This is a genomic window from Romboutsia sp. 1001285H_161024_C4 (assembly GCF_015550185.1).
GTDB classification, from domain to species: Bacteria; Bacillota; Clostridia; order Peptostreptococcales; family Peptostreptococcaceae; genus Romboutsia_C; species Romboutsia_C hominis.
The window spans coordinates 237,458-254,678 of record NZ_JADNAJ010000001.1 but is presented as its reverse complement, the minus strand read 5'-3'; the positions used below and the strand labels follow the sequence as shown (position 1 = coordinate 254,678).

Annotated in this window: 17 protein-coding genes and 1 riboswitch; all 17 genes read right to left on the bottom strand. The window is 26.0% G+C overall.

What is annotated here, in order from left to right:
* Positions 1–6: 6 nt before the first annotated feature.
* The 17 genes from I1959_RS01340 to I1959_RS01260 all read right to left on the bottom strand — a co-directional run bounded on the left by I1959_RS01340 (position 7) and on the right by I1959_RS01260 (position 17,150).
* Positions 7–537 (bottom strand): flagellar hook assembly protein FlgD, encoded by a 531-nt coding sequence (locus tag I1959_RS01340; protein ID WP_195236883.1) that lies wholly within the window; start codon positions 535–537, stop codon positions 7–9.
* Between the two features lie 11 nt (positions 538–548).
* Complete coding sequence (locus I1959_RS01335) at positions 549–1,790, bottom strand: flagellar hook-length control protein FliK (protein WP_195236882.1); 1,242 nt, start codon at positions 1,788–1,790, stop codon at positions 549–551.
* A 12-nt stretch (positions 1,791–1,802) separates the two neighbouring features.
* Positions 1,803–2,243: a flagellar export protein FliJ gene (fliJ, locus tag I1959_RS01330; protein ID WP_166504998.1), complete on the bottom strand. Its 441-nt coding sequence runs from the start codon at positions 2,241–2,243 to the stop codon at positions 1,803–1,805.
* Between the two features lie 15 nt (positions 2,244–2,258).
* Positions 2,259–3,566: a flagellar protein export ATPase FliI gene (gene fliI, locus I1959_RS01325; protein ID WP_092926881.1), complete on the bottom strand. Its 1,308-nt coding sequence runs from the start codon at positions 3,564–3,566 to the stop codon at positions 2,259–2,261.
* Entirely contained in the window at positions 3,563–4,342 is a 780-nt protein-coding gene (locus tag I1959_RS01320) for a FliH/SctL family protein (protein WP_195236881.1), read from the bottom strand. Before I1959_RS01320 ends, fliI begins: the two co-directional genes overlap by 4 nt.
* Positions 4,323–5,399 (bottom strand): flagellar motor switch protein FliG, encoded by a 1,077-nt coding sequence (gene fliG / locus I1959_RS01315; RefSeq protein ID WP_092926885.1) that lies wholly within the window; start codon positions 5,397–5,399, stop codon positions 4,323–4,325. Before fliG ends, I1959_RS01320 begins: the two co-directional genes overlap by 20 nt.
* Positions 5,400–5,415: 16 nt before the next feature.
* The gene (gene fliF, locus I1959_RS01310) at positions 5,416–6,978 is read right to left on the bottom strand and encodes a flagellar basal-body MS-ring/collar protein FliF (RefSeq protein ID WP_195236880.1); all 1,563 of its coding nucleotides are present in this window, start codon (positions 6,976–6,978) and stop codon (positions 5,416–5,418) included.
* A gap of 22 nt (positions 6,979–7,000) precedes the next feature.
* On the bottom strand, positions 7,001–7,318 hold the full coding sequence (gene fliE / locus I1959_RS01305; RefSeq protein WP_166504996.1) for a flagellar hook-basal body complex protein FliE: 318 nt from the start codon (positions 7,316–7,318) through the stop codon (positions 7,001–7,003).
* 15 nt (positions 7,319–7,333) lie between these two features.
* A complete protein-coding gene (flgC, locus tag I1959_RS01300) occupies positions 7,334–7,738 on the bottom strand; it encodes a flagellar basal body rod protein FlgC (protein WP_092926891.1) in 405 nt (134 codons plus the stop codon).
* Between the two features lie 4 nt (positions 7,739–7,742).
* Positions 7,743–8,066: a flagellar basal body protein gene (locus I1959_RS01295; RefSeq protein WP_195236879.1), complete on the bottom strand. Its 324-nt coding sequence runs from the start codon at positions 8,064–8,066 to the stop codon at positions 7,743–7,745.
* Positions 8,067–8,519: 453 nt separating this feature from the next.
* Positions 8,520–8,601: riboswitch (cyclic di-GMP riboswitch) on the bottom strand.
* A gap of 883 nt (positions 8,602–9,484) precedes the next feature.
* The gene (locus I1959_RS01290) at positions 9,485–10,963 is read right to left on the bottom strand and encodes a CDP-glycerol glycerophosphotransferase family protein (RefSeq protein WP_195236878.1); all 1,479 of its coding nucleotides are present in this window, start codon (positions 10,961–10,963) and stop codon (positions 9,485–9,487) included.
* Between the two features lie 285 nt (positions 10,964–11,248).
* Positions 11,249–11,710: a class I SAM-dependent methyltransferase gene (locus I1959_RS01285; protein WP_243239962.1), complete on the bottom strand. Its 462-nt coding sequence runs from the start codon at positions 11,708–11,710 to the stop codon at positions 11,249–11,251.
* 109 nt (positions 11,711–11,819) lie between these two features.
* Positions 11,820–12,470: an NTP transferase domain-containing protein gene (locus I1959_RS01280; protein ID WP_195236877.1), complete on the bottom strand. Its 651-nt coding sequence runs from the start codon at positions 12,468–12,470 to the stop codon at positions 11,820–11,822.
* Positions 12,443–13,045 (bottom strand): HAD-IB family phosphatase, encoded by a 603-nt coding sequence (locus I1959_RS01275; protein WP_195236876.1) that lies wholly within the window; start codon positions 13,043–13,045, stop codon positions 12,443–12,445. The genes I1959_RS01280 and I1959_RS01275 overlap by 28 nt, the downstream gene beginning before the upstream one ends.
* Before the next feature lie 37 nt (positions 13,046–13,082).
* Entirely contained in the window at positions 13,083–15,317 is a 2,235-nt protein-coding gene (locus I1959_RS01270) for a glycosyltransferase (protein WP_195236875.1), read from the bottom strand.
* A gap of 85 nt (positions 15,318–15,402) precedes the next feature.
* Entirely contained in the window at positions 15,403–16,206 is an 804-nt protein-coding gene (locus I1959_RS01265) for a flagellin N-terminal helical domain-containing protein (protein WP_166504989.1), read from the bottom strand.
* 137 nt (positions 16,207–16,343) lie between these two features.
* Positions 16,344–17,150: a flagellin N-terminal helical domain-containing protein gene (locus tag I1959_RS01260; RefSeq protein WP_166504988.1), complete on the bottom strand. Its 807-nt coding sequence runs from the start codon at positions 17,148–17,150 to the stop codon at positions 16,344–16,346.
* Positions 17,151–17,221: the final 71 nt, after the last annotated feature.

The following is a 17,221-nucleotide window of genomic DNA, read 5'->3' as shown; positions in this document are numbered from 1 at the left end:
TAACTTCTAATTTTTTTCATTTATTTTCATTAAAGCTGCATATTCAATAGATGCAACTTCGCCTGTATCTTTATCTTTTACGTCCATATATACAGTCCCATCTTTTATATGAACACCTTCTACCATACCTTTTATAGTTTTATTTTCTGACTTTGTGTTATTTGAACTTTCATCTAATTTTGTGGCATTCATTTCGACTTCCTTACCTATTAAAGATGTCGCAGAATTTAATGCTGAATTAGTTAATAACCCACTAGTCATTCCCATCATTTGTTCCATATTATGATTAAGAGTCATTGTCTGTTCTAGCATAGTAAATTGAGATAATTGTGTTACATATTGAGTGGGATCTTGAGGATTAAAAGGATCTTGATTTTGCATTTGAGCAACTAGCATTTTTAAAAATAATTCTTTGTTATTTTCTTCCCCCGGCATTATTATAGGAGTGTTATTTTCTGTTTTTTGACTTTTTTGATTTTTAGGTACTTTTTGACTTCCTATTATATCTGGTTTATTCATACTTACTAATCCACTCATTTTATATTCTCCTATACTAATATATTTAGATTATCTTCTTCTATATTAGAGATTTCATTTATATCTTCTAACATAATATCTCTTATACGTCTTTGGTTATTTTTCTGTCTTTCTTGCTGGCTATTTTTATTATTAAAATTTTGGTTTAGATTGTCTGAAAATACATTTTGGTTTTCTGAATTTATATTTATTGATACATCTTTTACTTTTATGTTCATATCATTCAAATGTTTAGTTATATCATTTATATTTTTATTTACCAAGTCAAATATATTATTTTTACTAACAGTTATAGATAAACTATTTTCTTCTCCATGCTTTACAAGTTTTATAGTCATCTCTCCTAATTCTATTGGATTAACTTTAATTTTTATTTCTTCATTACCACTTCTTTTTAAGTAGTTTACTGTTTTTATAATATCTTCATTTATAAATATTTTTCTAATCTCTTTAACTGAGCTATCATTTAAATTATATGTATTTTCATTTTTTAAAATATTATTTGTATTTAGATTTCCTATGCTTCCTTTATTAAGGATGTCTTCTAACTTACTTATTTGTAGATCATTGTTATCTAAACTACTACTTTTATTTAAGTTTTTTTTATTTATTAATGAATTAATTTCTAATTCTCTATACTTAGTTTCCTTTATTAAGTCATTTTTTTTATAATTTTTAGTATCTTCAAAATCATTATTTAATAATTCATTGCTATTTGAAGTTGGTTTTGATTTGATATTATTACTACTTTTGTTTTCGTTTATATCAAATTTTTTTATTATATTTTCTGTATCATTATTTATTTTCTCTAATAAATCATTTAATTTATCTTTATCATTGTTACTTAATAAATTAGACTTAAATTCAATTTCACCTAAAGTATTTTCTAAAGTTTCTAATCCTTCTTTATTATTTATATTTATTTCTAAATTATTTTTATCTATATTCATAGAATCAAAAATAACTTGTATATTATTGATACTTTCATTTAACCCTTCTACATCTTTACCTTCTTTTAACTCATCATTTACAAAATTATATATGTATTTAAGGTTAAATATTATATTTTGAAGGAGATTAAAATCAATGTCTTTTTTATTAGATTCATCTGTATTGAAATTTAAACTCATATCTTCAAGCTTTGATTCTATTTCGCCAAAAAAACAATTGACTATATCTTTACTTCCCTCTGTTTTTTTTAAAATATTTTCTTTTGCATTAGTCATTGCTTTTATAGACATATTTAAATTCATATTAATTCACCTTTATGATATATTTGTTCTATTTCTTATATATGCATATAATGCAAATTCGTCATTTTTTAATTGTTCTAATCTATCTTCTTCTTTTTTTAATCTATTAAGTTCGTTTTCTTTAAGGGTTTCTAAAGATTTCCTATCTATTTGTTTTTCTATAAAATCTTTTTTTGCTTTAGAAACATTAATTTCTTCTTTTCTCAAATCTTCACTAGTTAATTTTATAGATTGAGTAAGTGCTGCTAAATAATTAATAGTAATTTTTTGACTAATTATATCTTTAGACATTCCTATATCTGAGTATTTTTTATAAGAATTTTCTAAATTCCTTAAATTATTCTCTATTATTCTTTTTTGATTTTGAGCTTGTGTATATCTTAATTTACTTTCTTCCTCATCTTTTACTTTTATATCTAGCAGTTTTTGAAGTTTGAATTTGAACTTACTCACTTACATCAGTCTCCTTTAGTTGAACATATTAATTAATAACTCTTTGCTTTCATTAAATGGTGTACTATCATTAACACCTTGTTTTAAATAATCATTTACTCTGTCTATATATTTAATAGACATATCTATATTTTTATTTGAACCTTCTTCATAAGCTCCAATATTTATTAAATCTTCAGCTTCTTTATAAGTAGCAAGTATATCTCTAGCAAATGATGCAGCTTTATTATGATTATCATCTGCAATTTCTTTCATAAGTCTACTTACACTGTTTAATATATCTATAGCTGGATAATGATTTTTATGTGCTAATTGCCTAGATAAAACAATGTGTCCATCTAGTATTCCTCTTACAGTATCTGCTATTGGTTCATTAAAATCGTCTCCATCAACTAAAACAGTATAAAAAGCTGTTATAGATCCTTTTTCAGACATTCCTGTCCTTTCCATAAGCTTTGGTAACATAGCAAATACGGAAGGAGTATATCCTTTTTGTGCTGGCGGTTCTCCTATAGCTAATCCAACTTCTCTTTGAGCCATAGCAAATCTTGTTACAGAATCCATCATTAATATTACTTTTTTACCTTTATCTCTAAAGTACTCGGCAATAGATGTAGCTGTTAGTGCTCCCTTTAATCTTACTAAAGGTGATTTATCTGATGTAGCACAAACAACTACCGACTTCTTCATGCCTTCTTCACCTAAATCTCTCTCAATGAAGTCTAAAACTTCCCTTCCTCTTTCTCCAATAAGGGCTATAACATTTACATCTGCTTCTGCCGTTCTTGCCATCATTCCTAAAGTTGTACTTTTACCAACTCCACTACCTGCAAATATTCCTATTCTCTGTCCTTCTCCACAAGTTAAAAATCCATCTATTGCTCTTATTCCTGTTGGCATTATATTTGTTATTCGAGGTCTTCTCATTGGATCTGGTGGTTCATTAAATAAACTATATCTCTCACCTTGTAAAATCATATTTTCATCTATTGGATTACCTATGCCATCAAGTACTTTTCCTAAAAGTTCATCACTACATTTAACACTAAGTGGTACTCCTTGTGCAATTACTTTGCAACCAGGTCCAATCCCTGTTAACTCACCAAGAGGCATAAGTATTACATCTCCATCTCTAAAACCTACAACTTCACAATTTATAGGGGTATTTAAATTATTGTATACAGAGCATAACTCACCTACAAATCCTTTTATACCTTCGACTTCTATTGTAAGACCTATAACTTTTTTTACTTTTCCTTCAGATATAACAGTAGGCATATCCTTTATCCTACTAAGTATTCTTTCAAAATCTATGTCTATCATAATAGCTCCTCTTTAACCTTATCTATTACAGCATCTACACCTACTATTATTCTTCCTTTTACGTTCTCTATAATAGCATTTCCAATATCTATAGATTCATCTTCTAAAACGAATACGTCGCCTTTAAGTTTATTACATTCTTTTAAACTTAATATTTCATTATTTAAGCTATCTTTATATAAAGGATTTACTTTTATTACTATATTTTCCTTGAGTTCATACTCTTCAATTATCTTAGTTAATAAAGTATTCATAGATGATTCTGATTTGAATTCATCCCTTAGAACTTGTTGAGCTATACTTATACTAATTTTTAGTATTTCTTCTTTATTTAAATTCATATACTCAGCTACTTTATCCTTAGCTTGTATCAATAATTTACTGGCATTATTTACAATTTCTTCAGACTCTTTTTTTGCCTTTTCTATATTTTCTTCATATGATTCTTTGTATCCATCTTCATATCCGTTTTTAAGCCCTTGATTGTATCCTTCTTCATAAGCTTTTTTTTCTATATTTTCTCTTTCTAACTTACTTTCTTCAATTATCTGACTTGCCTCAGCTTTAGCTTGATTTATAATGTCATCATATTCTTTTTGAGCTTCTTGTAACTTAATATTTATTTCTTCTTTTTTTTCGCTTAATTTTTTTTCTAAGTCTTCTCTAAGCTTTCTTTCTTCTTCACTTTCAATTTGAGAGAGGTTATTTATTGTTTTTACGCCTTTTAAATTAACATTTTTAGCTTTTATTATGTTACTACATGATAAACTCATCATCTGATCCTCTTGTTAAAGTTATTTCACCCATATCTTCAAGTCGTCTTATAACATTAACTATATTTTGTTGTGCTTCCTCTACTTGAGATATTTTTATTTTTCCTAATAAATCAATTTCCTCTTTAAGAGCTTGTGATGCCCTTTGAGATTGATTTCTAAATATGACATTTGATACTTCCTTAGATGCCCCCTTAAGAGCAAATGCAATATCTTTAACATTAACCTCTTTAAGAATTCTCTGAATAGTAGAATTTTCAAGCCTTACAATGTCGTCAAATATAAACATATTTGCCTTTATATCCTCAGCTAATTCATTGTTTCTTTCTTCTATGTAACTTATAATGCTTTTTTCTGTTTTTCTATCTACATTACCAAGTATTTCAACCAAGCTATCAACACCACCAGAACTTTCCATTTCTCTTTGTCCAAGTTTTGATAGTTTCATTTCTACAGCTTCATCAATGGCCTTTATTACACTTGGTGATACTGATGATGTTGATCCTATTTTTAGTGAAACTTCATTTTTAATCTTAGGTGGTAACTCACTTAATATCAAAGCTGCTTTGTCTGATTGTATGTGAGATAAGATTATAGCTATAGTTTGTGTACTTTCACCTTGTATACATGCTAATATCTGCTCTGGTTCAGCTTTTCTCGCTGCCATAAACAGTTTTGTATAAGCATCATATCTAATTCCTTCTATTAATTTATTAGCTCTTTGGTTTCCTAAAGCTCCATTAAGCAGTGATTTTGCATAGTCTATACCACCTTTTAACACAAATTCTTTTCCTTTATTTAGTTCTATAAATTCTTGGAGAATTTCTCTTCTTTCTCTTGCGTTGACAGTGTGTATATTAGCTATTTCTACACCGATTCTTTGTATTTTCTTATCAGATAGATTTTTAACTATATCCGCTGAAACGTCAGTCCCTAATGTCATTAAGAGTACTGCTGCCTTTCTAGCACCAGTAACTCTTCTCACTTTAGGTATATCACCTAAATCAAATGCATTTCCTGATTTAGTACTCTCTACTGATTTAGTAACTTCATTTTCCAAAACAAACTACCACCCTTTACTCATTTAACCAATTATTTATTAATTCTGTAACTTCTTCTATATTTTCTGAAGCGTATATCTTAACTTCTTCCTCTAAAGTCATATTATCTTCATCATCTTCTAAATTGTGTAGCCTATGTTTTTCCATTTCTTCTAGCTTTTGATTTATCATATCTATTTCATTAGATTCATCTATTTCATCAATTTCTTTAGATTTATTCTTTTTCTTAATAACAAATATAGCTATAAGTGCTATTACTATAATTAGTAATAATCCGGCTACTATATATCCTGTTGTTTTTAATAACTTAGCCACTTCATCTTCATCACCTAATGCATTTTTTAGATTCTTTTTAGCATTTGCTTCAAAGTCCATAGCAACAACTACTACATCATCGCCTCTATTTTTTTCTACACCAATGGTATTAGATACCATATCTTTAACGTCTTGAATATCTCCCGCATCTAATTTGCCATCTATAGCAACCGAAGCAGTTATTCTATTTAATTCACCTTGAGCTTTAACAGTTTTAATTTCTGTCTTTCCTACTTCATACTTTATATCTTCACTTTTACTTTCAGTAGTTCCATCATTTACATTGCCTTTATTATTCATATTGTTATCAACAGTACCACCTGTATTTACTGGCTCTGTAGATTTATTTTCACTTTTTGACTCACTTACTATAACCTTGTTAGGATCTATTATCGTTTGAGTTTTTTCATTAGTGTCAAAATTCAAATCAGCATTAACAGTTGCTCTTACTTTTCCTACTCCAAATATAGGTTCAAGTAATCTAACTATATCTCTTTCTAATCCTTTATCTAGATCTCTTTCTGCCTTAGTTGCAATATCAATCCCATTAGAATTATCGCTAGAATTTGCTTTTCCATTTTCATCAAATATTCCTTCTGATAATAAGACCATATTTTGGTTGATTACCTCAACATTTTGTTTCGGTATATTTGGTGTACTTGCGGATACTAAAGATATTATAGATTTAACTTGTTCTTGACTTAATTGTTCTCCTACATTTAAATCTACATAAACGGCTGCTTTTCCAGGTATGCTCTCTTTAGCAAATACAGATTCTTCACCTTCTGTTATATGAACTCTTGCATCTTGTACTTGCGGAAAAGTTTTTATAGTTTTTTCTAGTTCACCTTGAATCATTCTTTGTTTTTTTACCTCAAATTCCTCATCTGTAAGACCTAACGATGATCCTTCATCCATAAGTTCAAATCCTTTAGAACCATTTGAAACTTTTCCAGATAGTTCAAGTCTTAACTTATCTACCTGATCTTTAGGTACATATATACTATCGCCCTCTATTTTCGTTTCAATTTTTTCTTTTTCTAGTTCTTTAGTTATAACAGATGCATCATTTGAATCTAAACCTGAGAAAAGAACATCATATTTATTATCATTTTTATACTTAATTCCAAATATTATAGCTAATATAATTGCAATCACTCCAACTATAATGGCTATTTTCTTTTCTTTTCTCATTTCCTTAAATTTTTCTTTTCTTGTTTTTATAAAATCTTTTATTTTTTCTATTATCTCTTTAAAATTCATCTATCTGCTCCTTATTAAGGAATTACAATTGCACTCTATTAATTTCTTGGTAAGCATCATATAACTTATTTCTAATCTCAATCATAAGTTGCACTGACATTTGAGATTCTTGTGCTGATAGCATAACATCATGCATAGAAACATCTTCACCTTTTATAAGCGCTTCTATCTTTTCATTTGAATTTATAATACTATCATTTACCTTACCTATAGCATTCTTTATAACATCTTCAAATTGCTTGTCTGGCTTTTCATTTCCTTTAACTTTATATGTAGTCTTATTATTAATAGCATTAGAGAATATATCAGAATTAATATTTATATTACTTATTCCTGTCATTTAACCACCTACTTTCTATCTACCTATCTCTAAAGCTTTAGATATCATATTTTTTTGAGCATTTAAAGTATCTACATTAGATTCATAAGCTCTCGATGCACTTATAAGATCTGACATTTCAGCTAATAAATCTACATTTGGATATTCTACATATCCATCTTTGTCTGCATCAGGATGATTCGGTTCATATATTTTTCTGAGAGGAGATTTATCTTCTTCAATCTTTTTTGTTTTAACTCCTAACATCCCTAATTTTTCATCATAATTTTCTTCAAAGGTAGCTACTTTTCTCCTATATGCTCCTCCATTTTTAGTTCTTGTAGTCTGCATATTAGCAACATTTGAAGATATTATATCCATTCTCATACGTTCTGCTGTCAGACCACTTGCACTAATTCTCATACCACTAAAAACACTCATTTATTTACCTCCCAGATATTATACTTTTTGTCATAGCGATTTTTATATTTGTAAGACTTACTAACGCATTATATTCTAATGTCGTAGCTGCTTGATTAACCTTCTCATGTTCAATATCAACGTTATTCCCATCTTCTCTGACCACAGATTCCTTATCAATCTTTAACTTTATACTAGGAATTTCTAGTTTATTCTTCAAAGTATCTTCGAAACTAACATACTTTCTTTTATACCCTGGAGTATTTATGTTAGCAATATTTTCTGCAATGGCATTACTCCTTAAATGTGTAGCATCTAATCCCATTTTCATTAAATTATAGATTTCCATATTACTCTCCTCCATTAATTTTATAAATCAAAAAACCACTCTCTAAAGAGTAATTTTGTATACTACATAGCATACTATCATTGCTAGAATTTGATTATTTTTTATATAAAATTAAATCAATATATTTATTATTTGTTTCCTTATATTTAATTTTTTTACTATTTTAATTATAAACTTTTACTTATTTTTTTCTATATAATTTATACTATTACATAATTTTTCCTATAATAAAAAATGTAAAATACATAATGAACTTTAATAATTTAATTGAATTATTAGATTTATTAAAATATTATTTCTTCAAAAAAAAATAACTCTAAAGAGAGTTATATAATATCAGCGTCGATAAATAGAGATGCATAATTTGGACACAAACAATCAAAATAATTTATATATTATTCATAATTCTCCAAAATTATAAACCTTATATATCGAAAACAAAAACACACAGTTTTTTGCAACTGGCTAGCATAGTTTCTACTTTAGCTCCTATAGTTTTGCGTCACTAGATTTCTCTAGCTTGCTATTTTGTTTTTCGTTCTTTTTTTACACTTTTCGACATTTTTTTCCATACACTAAATATTATAGTATAATTACCATTTAATCAAGTTTTTATTTGTATTTTCTTACTATTTTTTTTCAAACTAATATTAAAAATATATTTAAACTTATTGGTTAAATCGCAAAGTGTAATTTTATTTTATATTATACGGCTGATATAATTAGAACTTTATATTTTTTATTAAAATAATACAAATTATATATTAGATAACAAACTCTATAACACTAAAAATTTTTAACTTAAACATCCTTATTCAGATTAATTTATAAATATTATAAATTTAGATAATATTCCTATTTTTTTCAATTATGACTGTAGTTTTATTTATAAATTCAAAATATTAAAATTAGAAAATTTACTTTATTTATATCTATATTAGTTCCTAAAGATATTTTTGATATAAATATTGATTTAATACTCAATTATATTAATAAAATTTCTTATGATACTTATCTACCTTATTAATAAATCAAAGCTTATTATAGTAATAAAATGTATATTAAAGTTAGTTTTTACTTAGATAAATTTTATAACATTTGCAACATTAAAATTTATTCTTTCTTTAAAGAAAATTTAATATTGTGTTCATATAATATTATAAAAATTCATAATTTTGAAAAATGATTAAAGACTTTAGTAGTAATTTAACTACTTTTAATTTAGATTTATTTTATGAACTTATCGGGATATGTGTAAAACTATTAATTATTATAAATACTCTTATAGTTAAATTTATATACCTGTATTAATTAATACTTAATATTTTTAATAATAAAATACAAAAAGTCTTGTAAAAATAGTTACTTAATATAATAAGTTATTCATGACTTTTTGTATTTAATATCATTGTGAAATTTTAAAAATAATTATTTTCAATACACTGCTTTATATGTTTGTGAACTTGTTCTCCACAACTACCATCAATATTTGAAAGAACAGTATTTAGTGCATTAATTCTATTATCTTTTTTGTAATCTTTTTTATTGACTACTAAATCTATAAATTTATCTACAGTCATTTCATCTTCACCAACTATATAATTAGAAAATATATCAAATACTTTTTCATGATAGTATTCTCTGTTTAATTCTATGTCATATATTAAAACAGGTTTTCCTGTAGCCATATATTCAATTAATACAGAAGACCTATCTGTTATTAGTGCATCAGATATTTGAAAAGCTTCGTAATAACTAGGTGAATTATCAATAATTATATTTTCTGTATTTTTTGCTGAGCTTAATAACTCTTTATATCTTTTATAGCATTCTGGGGCTCTTGATTTAACATATGAAAGCTCTAGAGGGTGAGGTCTATATATTAATCCATAGTTTAAATCATTTCTAATTTTATTAAAGACTTCTTCAACTTCATCTAATACTTTATCTCTTCCATTTATAACTTTCATTAAGTTTGTAGTCCATAAAAATACCTTTTTACCTTTAAATTTATTTTTATAATATTCATTTGTAGTATTTGATTTTAGACTACTAACTAAAGCATCAAATTTAGGTGACCCAAGAGGCAATAATTTCTCTCTAGCTACCCCACTATATTCTGCAATGTCTGCAAATGCATAAGATTGTACAACAACTTTATCAAATTCTCTTGTTCCTATAAATGAGTAAAAATCTTTATAAAATGAAATTGGATAAGTACCTAATATTCCATAAGTAACATATACTAGCATATCTGTATATTTTTTTAAATTATAAGAAAAATAGTTGCTATCTACTCTAGTAGCATTATTATATTCATCATATTGATTGTGTATATATATAACATCTGGACTAATTTTTTCTAAATCAAATGTTTTATAATCAGTAATAGGTACATATTTAGGCAACATATCACCTTCATATGTAAATATAGCGTCTATATTCCCATTTCTATTATAAATTAACTTATAATATGGAATTGGTACTACATAGCAATTACAATTTTCATCTTCTTTAGCTTCTTTCCAAATACTTTCAAGACTATTCCACATAGATGCATTGTATGGCATAAAAACAATATTATATTTTCCCTTAATATTTTTATTTATAATATCTATCATATCATTTATCATATTAATAATTTCTTGGCAATCATAAAGTGTATCTGTATCTTTTGTTTTATTTAGATTTTTTAATTTTTCTAATATACTATTTGATAGATTATAAAGTCTATCGTCACATTTTTTAGCGTTTTCAAAGCTATTTTTAACTGTATTAATAGCTTGTATACAAATTTCAGACATAAACTCATAGTCTGTATTTAAATTTTTAATTATGTAAGAAATACCTTCTATTGAGGTTTTTAAAATTTCTATTATTCTTTGTTTTTCATTCATTTTTAATCACACTACTTTCTATAAATCCAAGATTTAAATTGTAACTTTAGTTATAAGTTTATTGTTTAACCTCTCTTTAAAATAAAATAGTGTCTCTCAGTTTCTTTGTATTGTTTTTTTATCAGTTAGAAACATTTCATTTTCTATAATCTTAAATCCATTATTTATAAGAACTTTAAAAACATCTATGTATTCATCAATTGTTCTATATACAACATTATATTCACTATTTAATTTATTAGAGTAAAAATCACCTAGGGTTAATCTTTCTTTTGTAGCAATTGGTTATGCTATATATATCATAGCCTCTTTATCTAGCACTTTTAGTAAATTTTTAAAGCATATGTTAAATTCTTCATCATTTATATACATTATAACACCTGCTAAAATTACTTTATTAAACGGGGCATTACTTTTTACAACTTCATTATCATATATATTTATAAAATCATATATTTGAAAATCATAACTATTGTTACAACCTATTCTTTTTCTCGCTATATTAAGTAAATCTTCTGCAAAATCAGTACCTAAATAGTATTTACTATCTAATACTATCATTTCTGCTAATCTTCCTACTCCACAACCTATATCTAAAGCTTTAGAATTTTTATCTATTTTTAATTTAGGTATTATAACTTCTTTTTCATACTCATCTAATAATTTTGCATATTCAGAATCATTATCGTTACATTTTACAGCTTTATAAAGATTATCTTCTGTGTACTTTTCTGCTCTTTTATTCAAAAACAGTTTTACACTTTTTTATTTATATTTTCTTTATATACCCTTGTATTTTTTCGTCATTTCATTTCTCGGAGTTAAGGTTTGATTATAAATTCATATTTAACCGATTTTATTTGTATCCATTTTTATACCAATCTAAAGCTTCTTTATATTCATTCATATTATCTATTTCCTTTAAATTTACATGAACTACTTTTAAAGGTAAATTAGGTGTTATCATTTTATATACATGGTCATTTCCCCTATTAAGTTTATCTGAATATATTTTAAACAACCCAGTCCATTCATACTTTCCATGTTGTCTTGAAAAACTAACTGCATGTTCAGTTCCATCTATAAATTCAGTATCTATATATACTGGTTCATTAGTATATGGAGAACAAACACCTATTGCTTCTTCATCATCTTCTAATATAAATCTTTCGAGGTCTTCAGGTTTAAATAATACATCTCCATCTAATGATATAATCATCTCATTAGAATGTTTTTTTCCTAGTGATAAACTAGCAGCAGTTTTTGTATTAGTATAATCATGATTAAACACAAAAGTAATATCTTTTCTATATGAACAAACTACATCAATAACTTCTTGGGCTTGATATCCTACAACAATTCTTATATCATCAAACTTGTCTAAACATTCTAATTGTCTTATTATTAATGGTTTTCCATCAATATCAATTAATGATTTATTAGTATTTAAACCTAATCTAGTTCCCATTCCTGCGCAACTTATAATAATCGTTTTAGAAACTGACATAATTTCTCCTCCTCATAAAACGCATAGTCACAAACATTTAATACACTCGGAGCTATTGGTCTAACAGCACCAAATCCAATTCCTATATCAGCATACTCTATCATTTTTGAGTCATTACTTCCATCTCCAATAGCTACTATTGGTCCATCTATTTCTTTTATTATATCTTCCTTTTTTATAACATTTTCAACTGATTTAATATATTGCCCATCTGTTAAAGCCTTTGATGAGTAATATATATCATTTAAACCTAACATATCCATGAGTTCACAAATCCAGATATCTAGATTACCAGTTATTATAATACATCTATCTATATTCTCTAAAATAAATTTAATTAATTCTTCATTTAATATTATATTTTTAACTATATTACGTACTTTTTTTATAGGTATCTCTTTTAATATTTCAATTCGTTTTAGAAAACTTTCTTCAAAAGACAACTTACCTAACATAGTCTCTTCTGTTATTTTACTAATACTTTCATGACATCCAATACACTTTGCCATTTCAGGAAGTATTTCCTGTTTTGTTAATGTTGAATCTAGGTCAAATACAAATTTATACTTACTCAAATTTGAGCCTCCTCTTATGACATAATTTTTGTATATTTTAATTTATAATCATAATTTTTTCTTTTGATTCTAGAACTATGTTTTCGTCTTCACAGTTTTTTACTATTAATTCAAAATATTTAGTGGCATCTTCATATTGTCCTAATATTTCTTTTATGCACCCTATATTAAAAACCACATTATAATTGTATCTATCTAATAAATATGAATTTTTAAATATTTTATCAGATTCTTCGAACTTTCCTTCTAACATTTTTATAATTGCTTTTAAATTTAGTATCTCTGCTTCTTCTTCTTCGAATATACTTTCATATTCATCTATATTTTCTTTAGCTCCAATAATATTTCCTACCTCTATGTCATTTTGAATTATCGATTTATATTGTTTTTTAAGACCATTTAGCTCTTCATTTATATCAAATTCATTTTTAAATTTCTCTATTAATATTTCTATTCCCTTTTTGTATTTTTGATTTTTTATTAATAAGTCTTTCATTTTTTTTACATACTCTAATTTATCAGTTTTACTAAGTTTTTGAGCTCTATTTATACTTATAATGAATATTTCATCTTCATTTTTCAATAAATTTAGTAAATCATCATCTTCTAAGTCTGTATTATATAATTGCTTCAAATAATCATAAGTATAAGTTATATACATTAAAAATAAATTTTCATATTTTTTACCAACTAAACCACCATATATTAACAATGATTTAGATACACAACTATAAATTTGAAGTTTCTTTATGTCTAAAGTATTTAAAGTACTATCTAAGTAATCATATAAATCAAATATAAAATCTCTTTTATTTGAAACTAAATAATCTATATAACCTTGCATTTTTAAGTTACTTATATTTTTTAATATATCTTCTAATTGTAGATTTTCTTTCATAGCATAATATATTATATCTGCATAATATATTTCTTGCTCTTTTGTTAGTATCTCATTATATTGTTCAATCGTTAATTTCTCACCTAATCTTATTTTATTTAAAGTGCCGTAATTTCCATCTATTTTAGAAAGCATTTTATACATTTTAGGCAAATCTTCTTCTTTTATTTTTTTTAGTATACTTTCTAATGCAACTTTAAATTTATTTTGCTGTACTATACAAGATGAAAGATTTTTATATATTTCAATAATTTTTTCTTCTTTATTTAATTTATATAAACTCATAAATATAACTAAGTAAGCTTGTTCTAAAATATTAATATTTATATCATCTATATTATTTATTATCTCTTGATACATCTCTAATTTGTAATAAATATCAATAATGTTAACTTTAGCTTTATCTTGGTGTATCAATGTATCTGCATTACACTCAACAGCATTAGCTTGTGTAGATATATCATAATTTTCTATAAGATATAAATACCTTTTATAATTTTCTAAGCTTCGTTTATTTTTTCTTAAATATTTTTGACTTGTCGCTAGGTAATAATATATATCTATATTTTTATTATCATTTTTTATATACTTAGTGCATAAACTTTCACATTTATCAAACTCATTCATTTCTAAATAAAGCATAGCTAAATCTAATGTTACAAATATCGGTATATATTTAATTTTTGTATACAAATCATACCCTTTTTCCATATAATATATTGCATCTTCATAGTTTTTAGATATAGAATAAGTTTTTCCTAATTGATAGTTAATATATGGGTTATTCGGTTCTTTCTTTATTTCTTTTAATAAAATATTTTTATTTCTATTATCTTTTAATTGTTTGATTTCTTCATTTTCAAACAAATATCCATAGTGATCAAATAAAGCTACATTGTTATATATAGGATGTTTAAATTTTGGTTGTTCGTGTATTGCTCCTTCATATCTAAAATCCTTTGAGTTTTTAAACATTCTAATTAAAGGTGTCATACTATAACTTTTTTTATCTAGCGAAAGTATATTTTTTAGATTTATACTTGCACTATTATATTTATTGCATAAGCTTTTATCAAAGAATTCTTTTAATTTCTCATAATTAATTAACTCTTCATCTGCATCTAATATAAGTATCCAGTCTCCCTCTGCATAACTTATTGATATATTTCTCATATCTGAAAAGTTATCATTCCACTTTGCAAAAAATACTTTATCAGTATATTTTCTTGCAATATCAACAGTCGAATCAGTTGATCCAGTATCTAGTATTACTAATTCAGAATTTATTTCTTCCATTAAAGGACGTAGTGAGTTTAATGTTTTATCTAAATATCTCTCTTCATTTTTTACCATCATTACAATACTTAGTAGCATATATTTAATACTCCTTTTAAGTGATTAAATTTAAAAATAAAGAGTAAAGCACATGCTTTACTCTTTATTTTTTAACTTAATAAAGCTATCTTAATAACTGAGTTACACTTTGAGGTTGTTGGTTAGCTTGTCCAACCATAGCTTGTGCTGCTTGATTTAATATGTTTAACTTAGATAAATTAACCATTTCTTTAGCAACATCAACATCTCTTATTCTTGATTCTGCTGCACTTAAGTTTTCTGTAGAAGTTGTTAAGTTAGCAGAAGTATACTCTAATCTATTTTGAGTTGCTCCTAATTTAGCTCTTCCTGTGTTTATGTTTTCTAATGCTGCATCTACCGTACTTACGAAAGCTTGAGCCTTTGTATTATCAGATACATCTATAGTTAAACTTCCTGCAGTCTTAACTAAATCTATTGTATTTATAGTTCTAGTTTCATTATTAGCTCCTGATTGTATTGTAAATGTACCTGCTCCACTTAATAAGTTTTTACCATTAAATTTAGTTTCTTTACCTATTTGGCTCATTTCTTGTTGTAATTGAGTTAATTCTTCTTTTATCTTATCTCTATCAGTTGTAGTTAATGTATCATTTCCTGCTTGAACTCCTAGTTCTCTCATTCTTTGAGCTATATTTCCTGCTTCTTCTAATGCACCTTCTGCTGTTTGTACCATTGATATACCATCTTGTACGTTTCTATCTGCTTGTTGCATTCCTCTTATTTGAGATCTCATTTTTTCTGAAACAGCAAGTCCTGCAGCGTCATCTCCTGCTTTATTTATTCTTAGCCCTGTTGATAATTTTTCCATAGACTTTCCTGATAATGCAGTATTTTTTGCCATTTGGTTAGTCGCTATCATAGCATTCATATTAGTATTTATTCTCATTGTTTTTTCTCTCCTTAGAACTTTACGACATCCTTGTCTTTTATTTATAAAAGTATATCTATATTATATATATCGGCATAATATAGATATACTTTATATTTTTTAATATATTTATAATTTATTTACTTATTTTAAAACTATCTTAATAACTGAGTTACACTTTGAGGTTGTTGATTAGCTTGTCCAACCATAGCTTGTGCTGCTTGATTTAATATGTTTAACTTAGATAAGTTAACCATTTCTTTAGCAACATCAACGTCTCTTATTCTTGATTCTGCTGCACTTAAGTTTTCTGTAGAAGTTGTTAAGTTAGCAGAAGTATACTCTAATCTATTTTGAGTTGCTCCTAATTTAGCTCTTCCTGTATTTATTTGTTCTAATGCTGCATCTACTTTACTTACGTAAGCTTGTGCTTTTGAACTACTAGAAACGTCCATACTAGCTAAAGTTTTAGCTTGTCCTACTAAATCTATAGTATTTATAGTTCTAGTTTCATTATTAGCTCCAGCTTGTATTGTAAATGCTCCTGCTCCACTTAATAAGTTTTTACCATTGAACTTAGTTTCTTTACCTATTTGATTCATTTCTTGTTGTAATTGAGTTAATTCTTCTTTTACCTTGTCTCTATCAGTTGCAGATAATGTGTCATTTCCTGCTTGAACTCCAAGTTCTCTCATTCTTTGAGCTATATTTCCTGCTTCTTCTAATGCACCTTCTGCTGTTTGTACCATTGATATACCATCTTGTACGTTTCTATCTGCTTGTTGCATCCCTCTTATTTGCGATCTCATTTTTTCTGAAACAGCAAGACCTGCAGCGTCATCTCCTGCTTTATTTATTCTTAGTCCTGTTGATAATTTCTCCATAGACTTTCCTGATAATGCAGTATTTTTTGCCATTTGATTAGTCGCTATCATAGCGTTCATATTAGTGTTTATTCTCATTGTTTTTTCCTCTCCTTAGGACTTTACGACATCCTTGTCTTTTGCCTTTTGTATTGTGTATTTTGTACTTG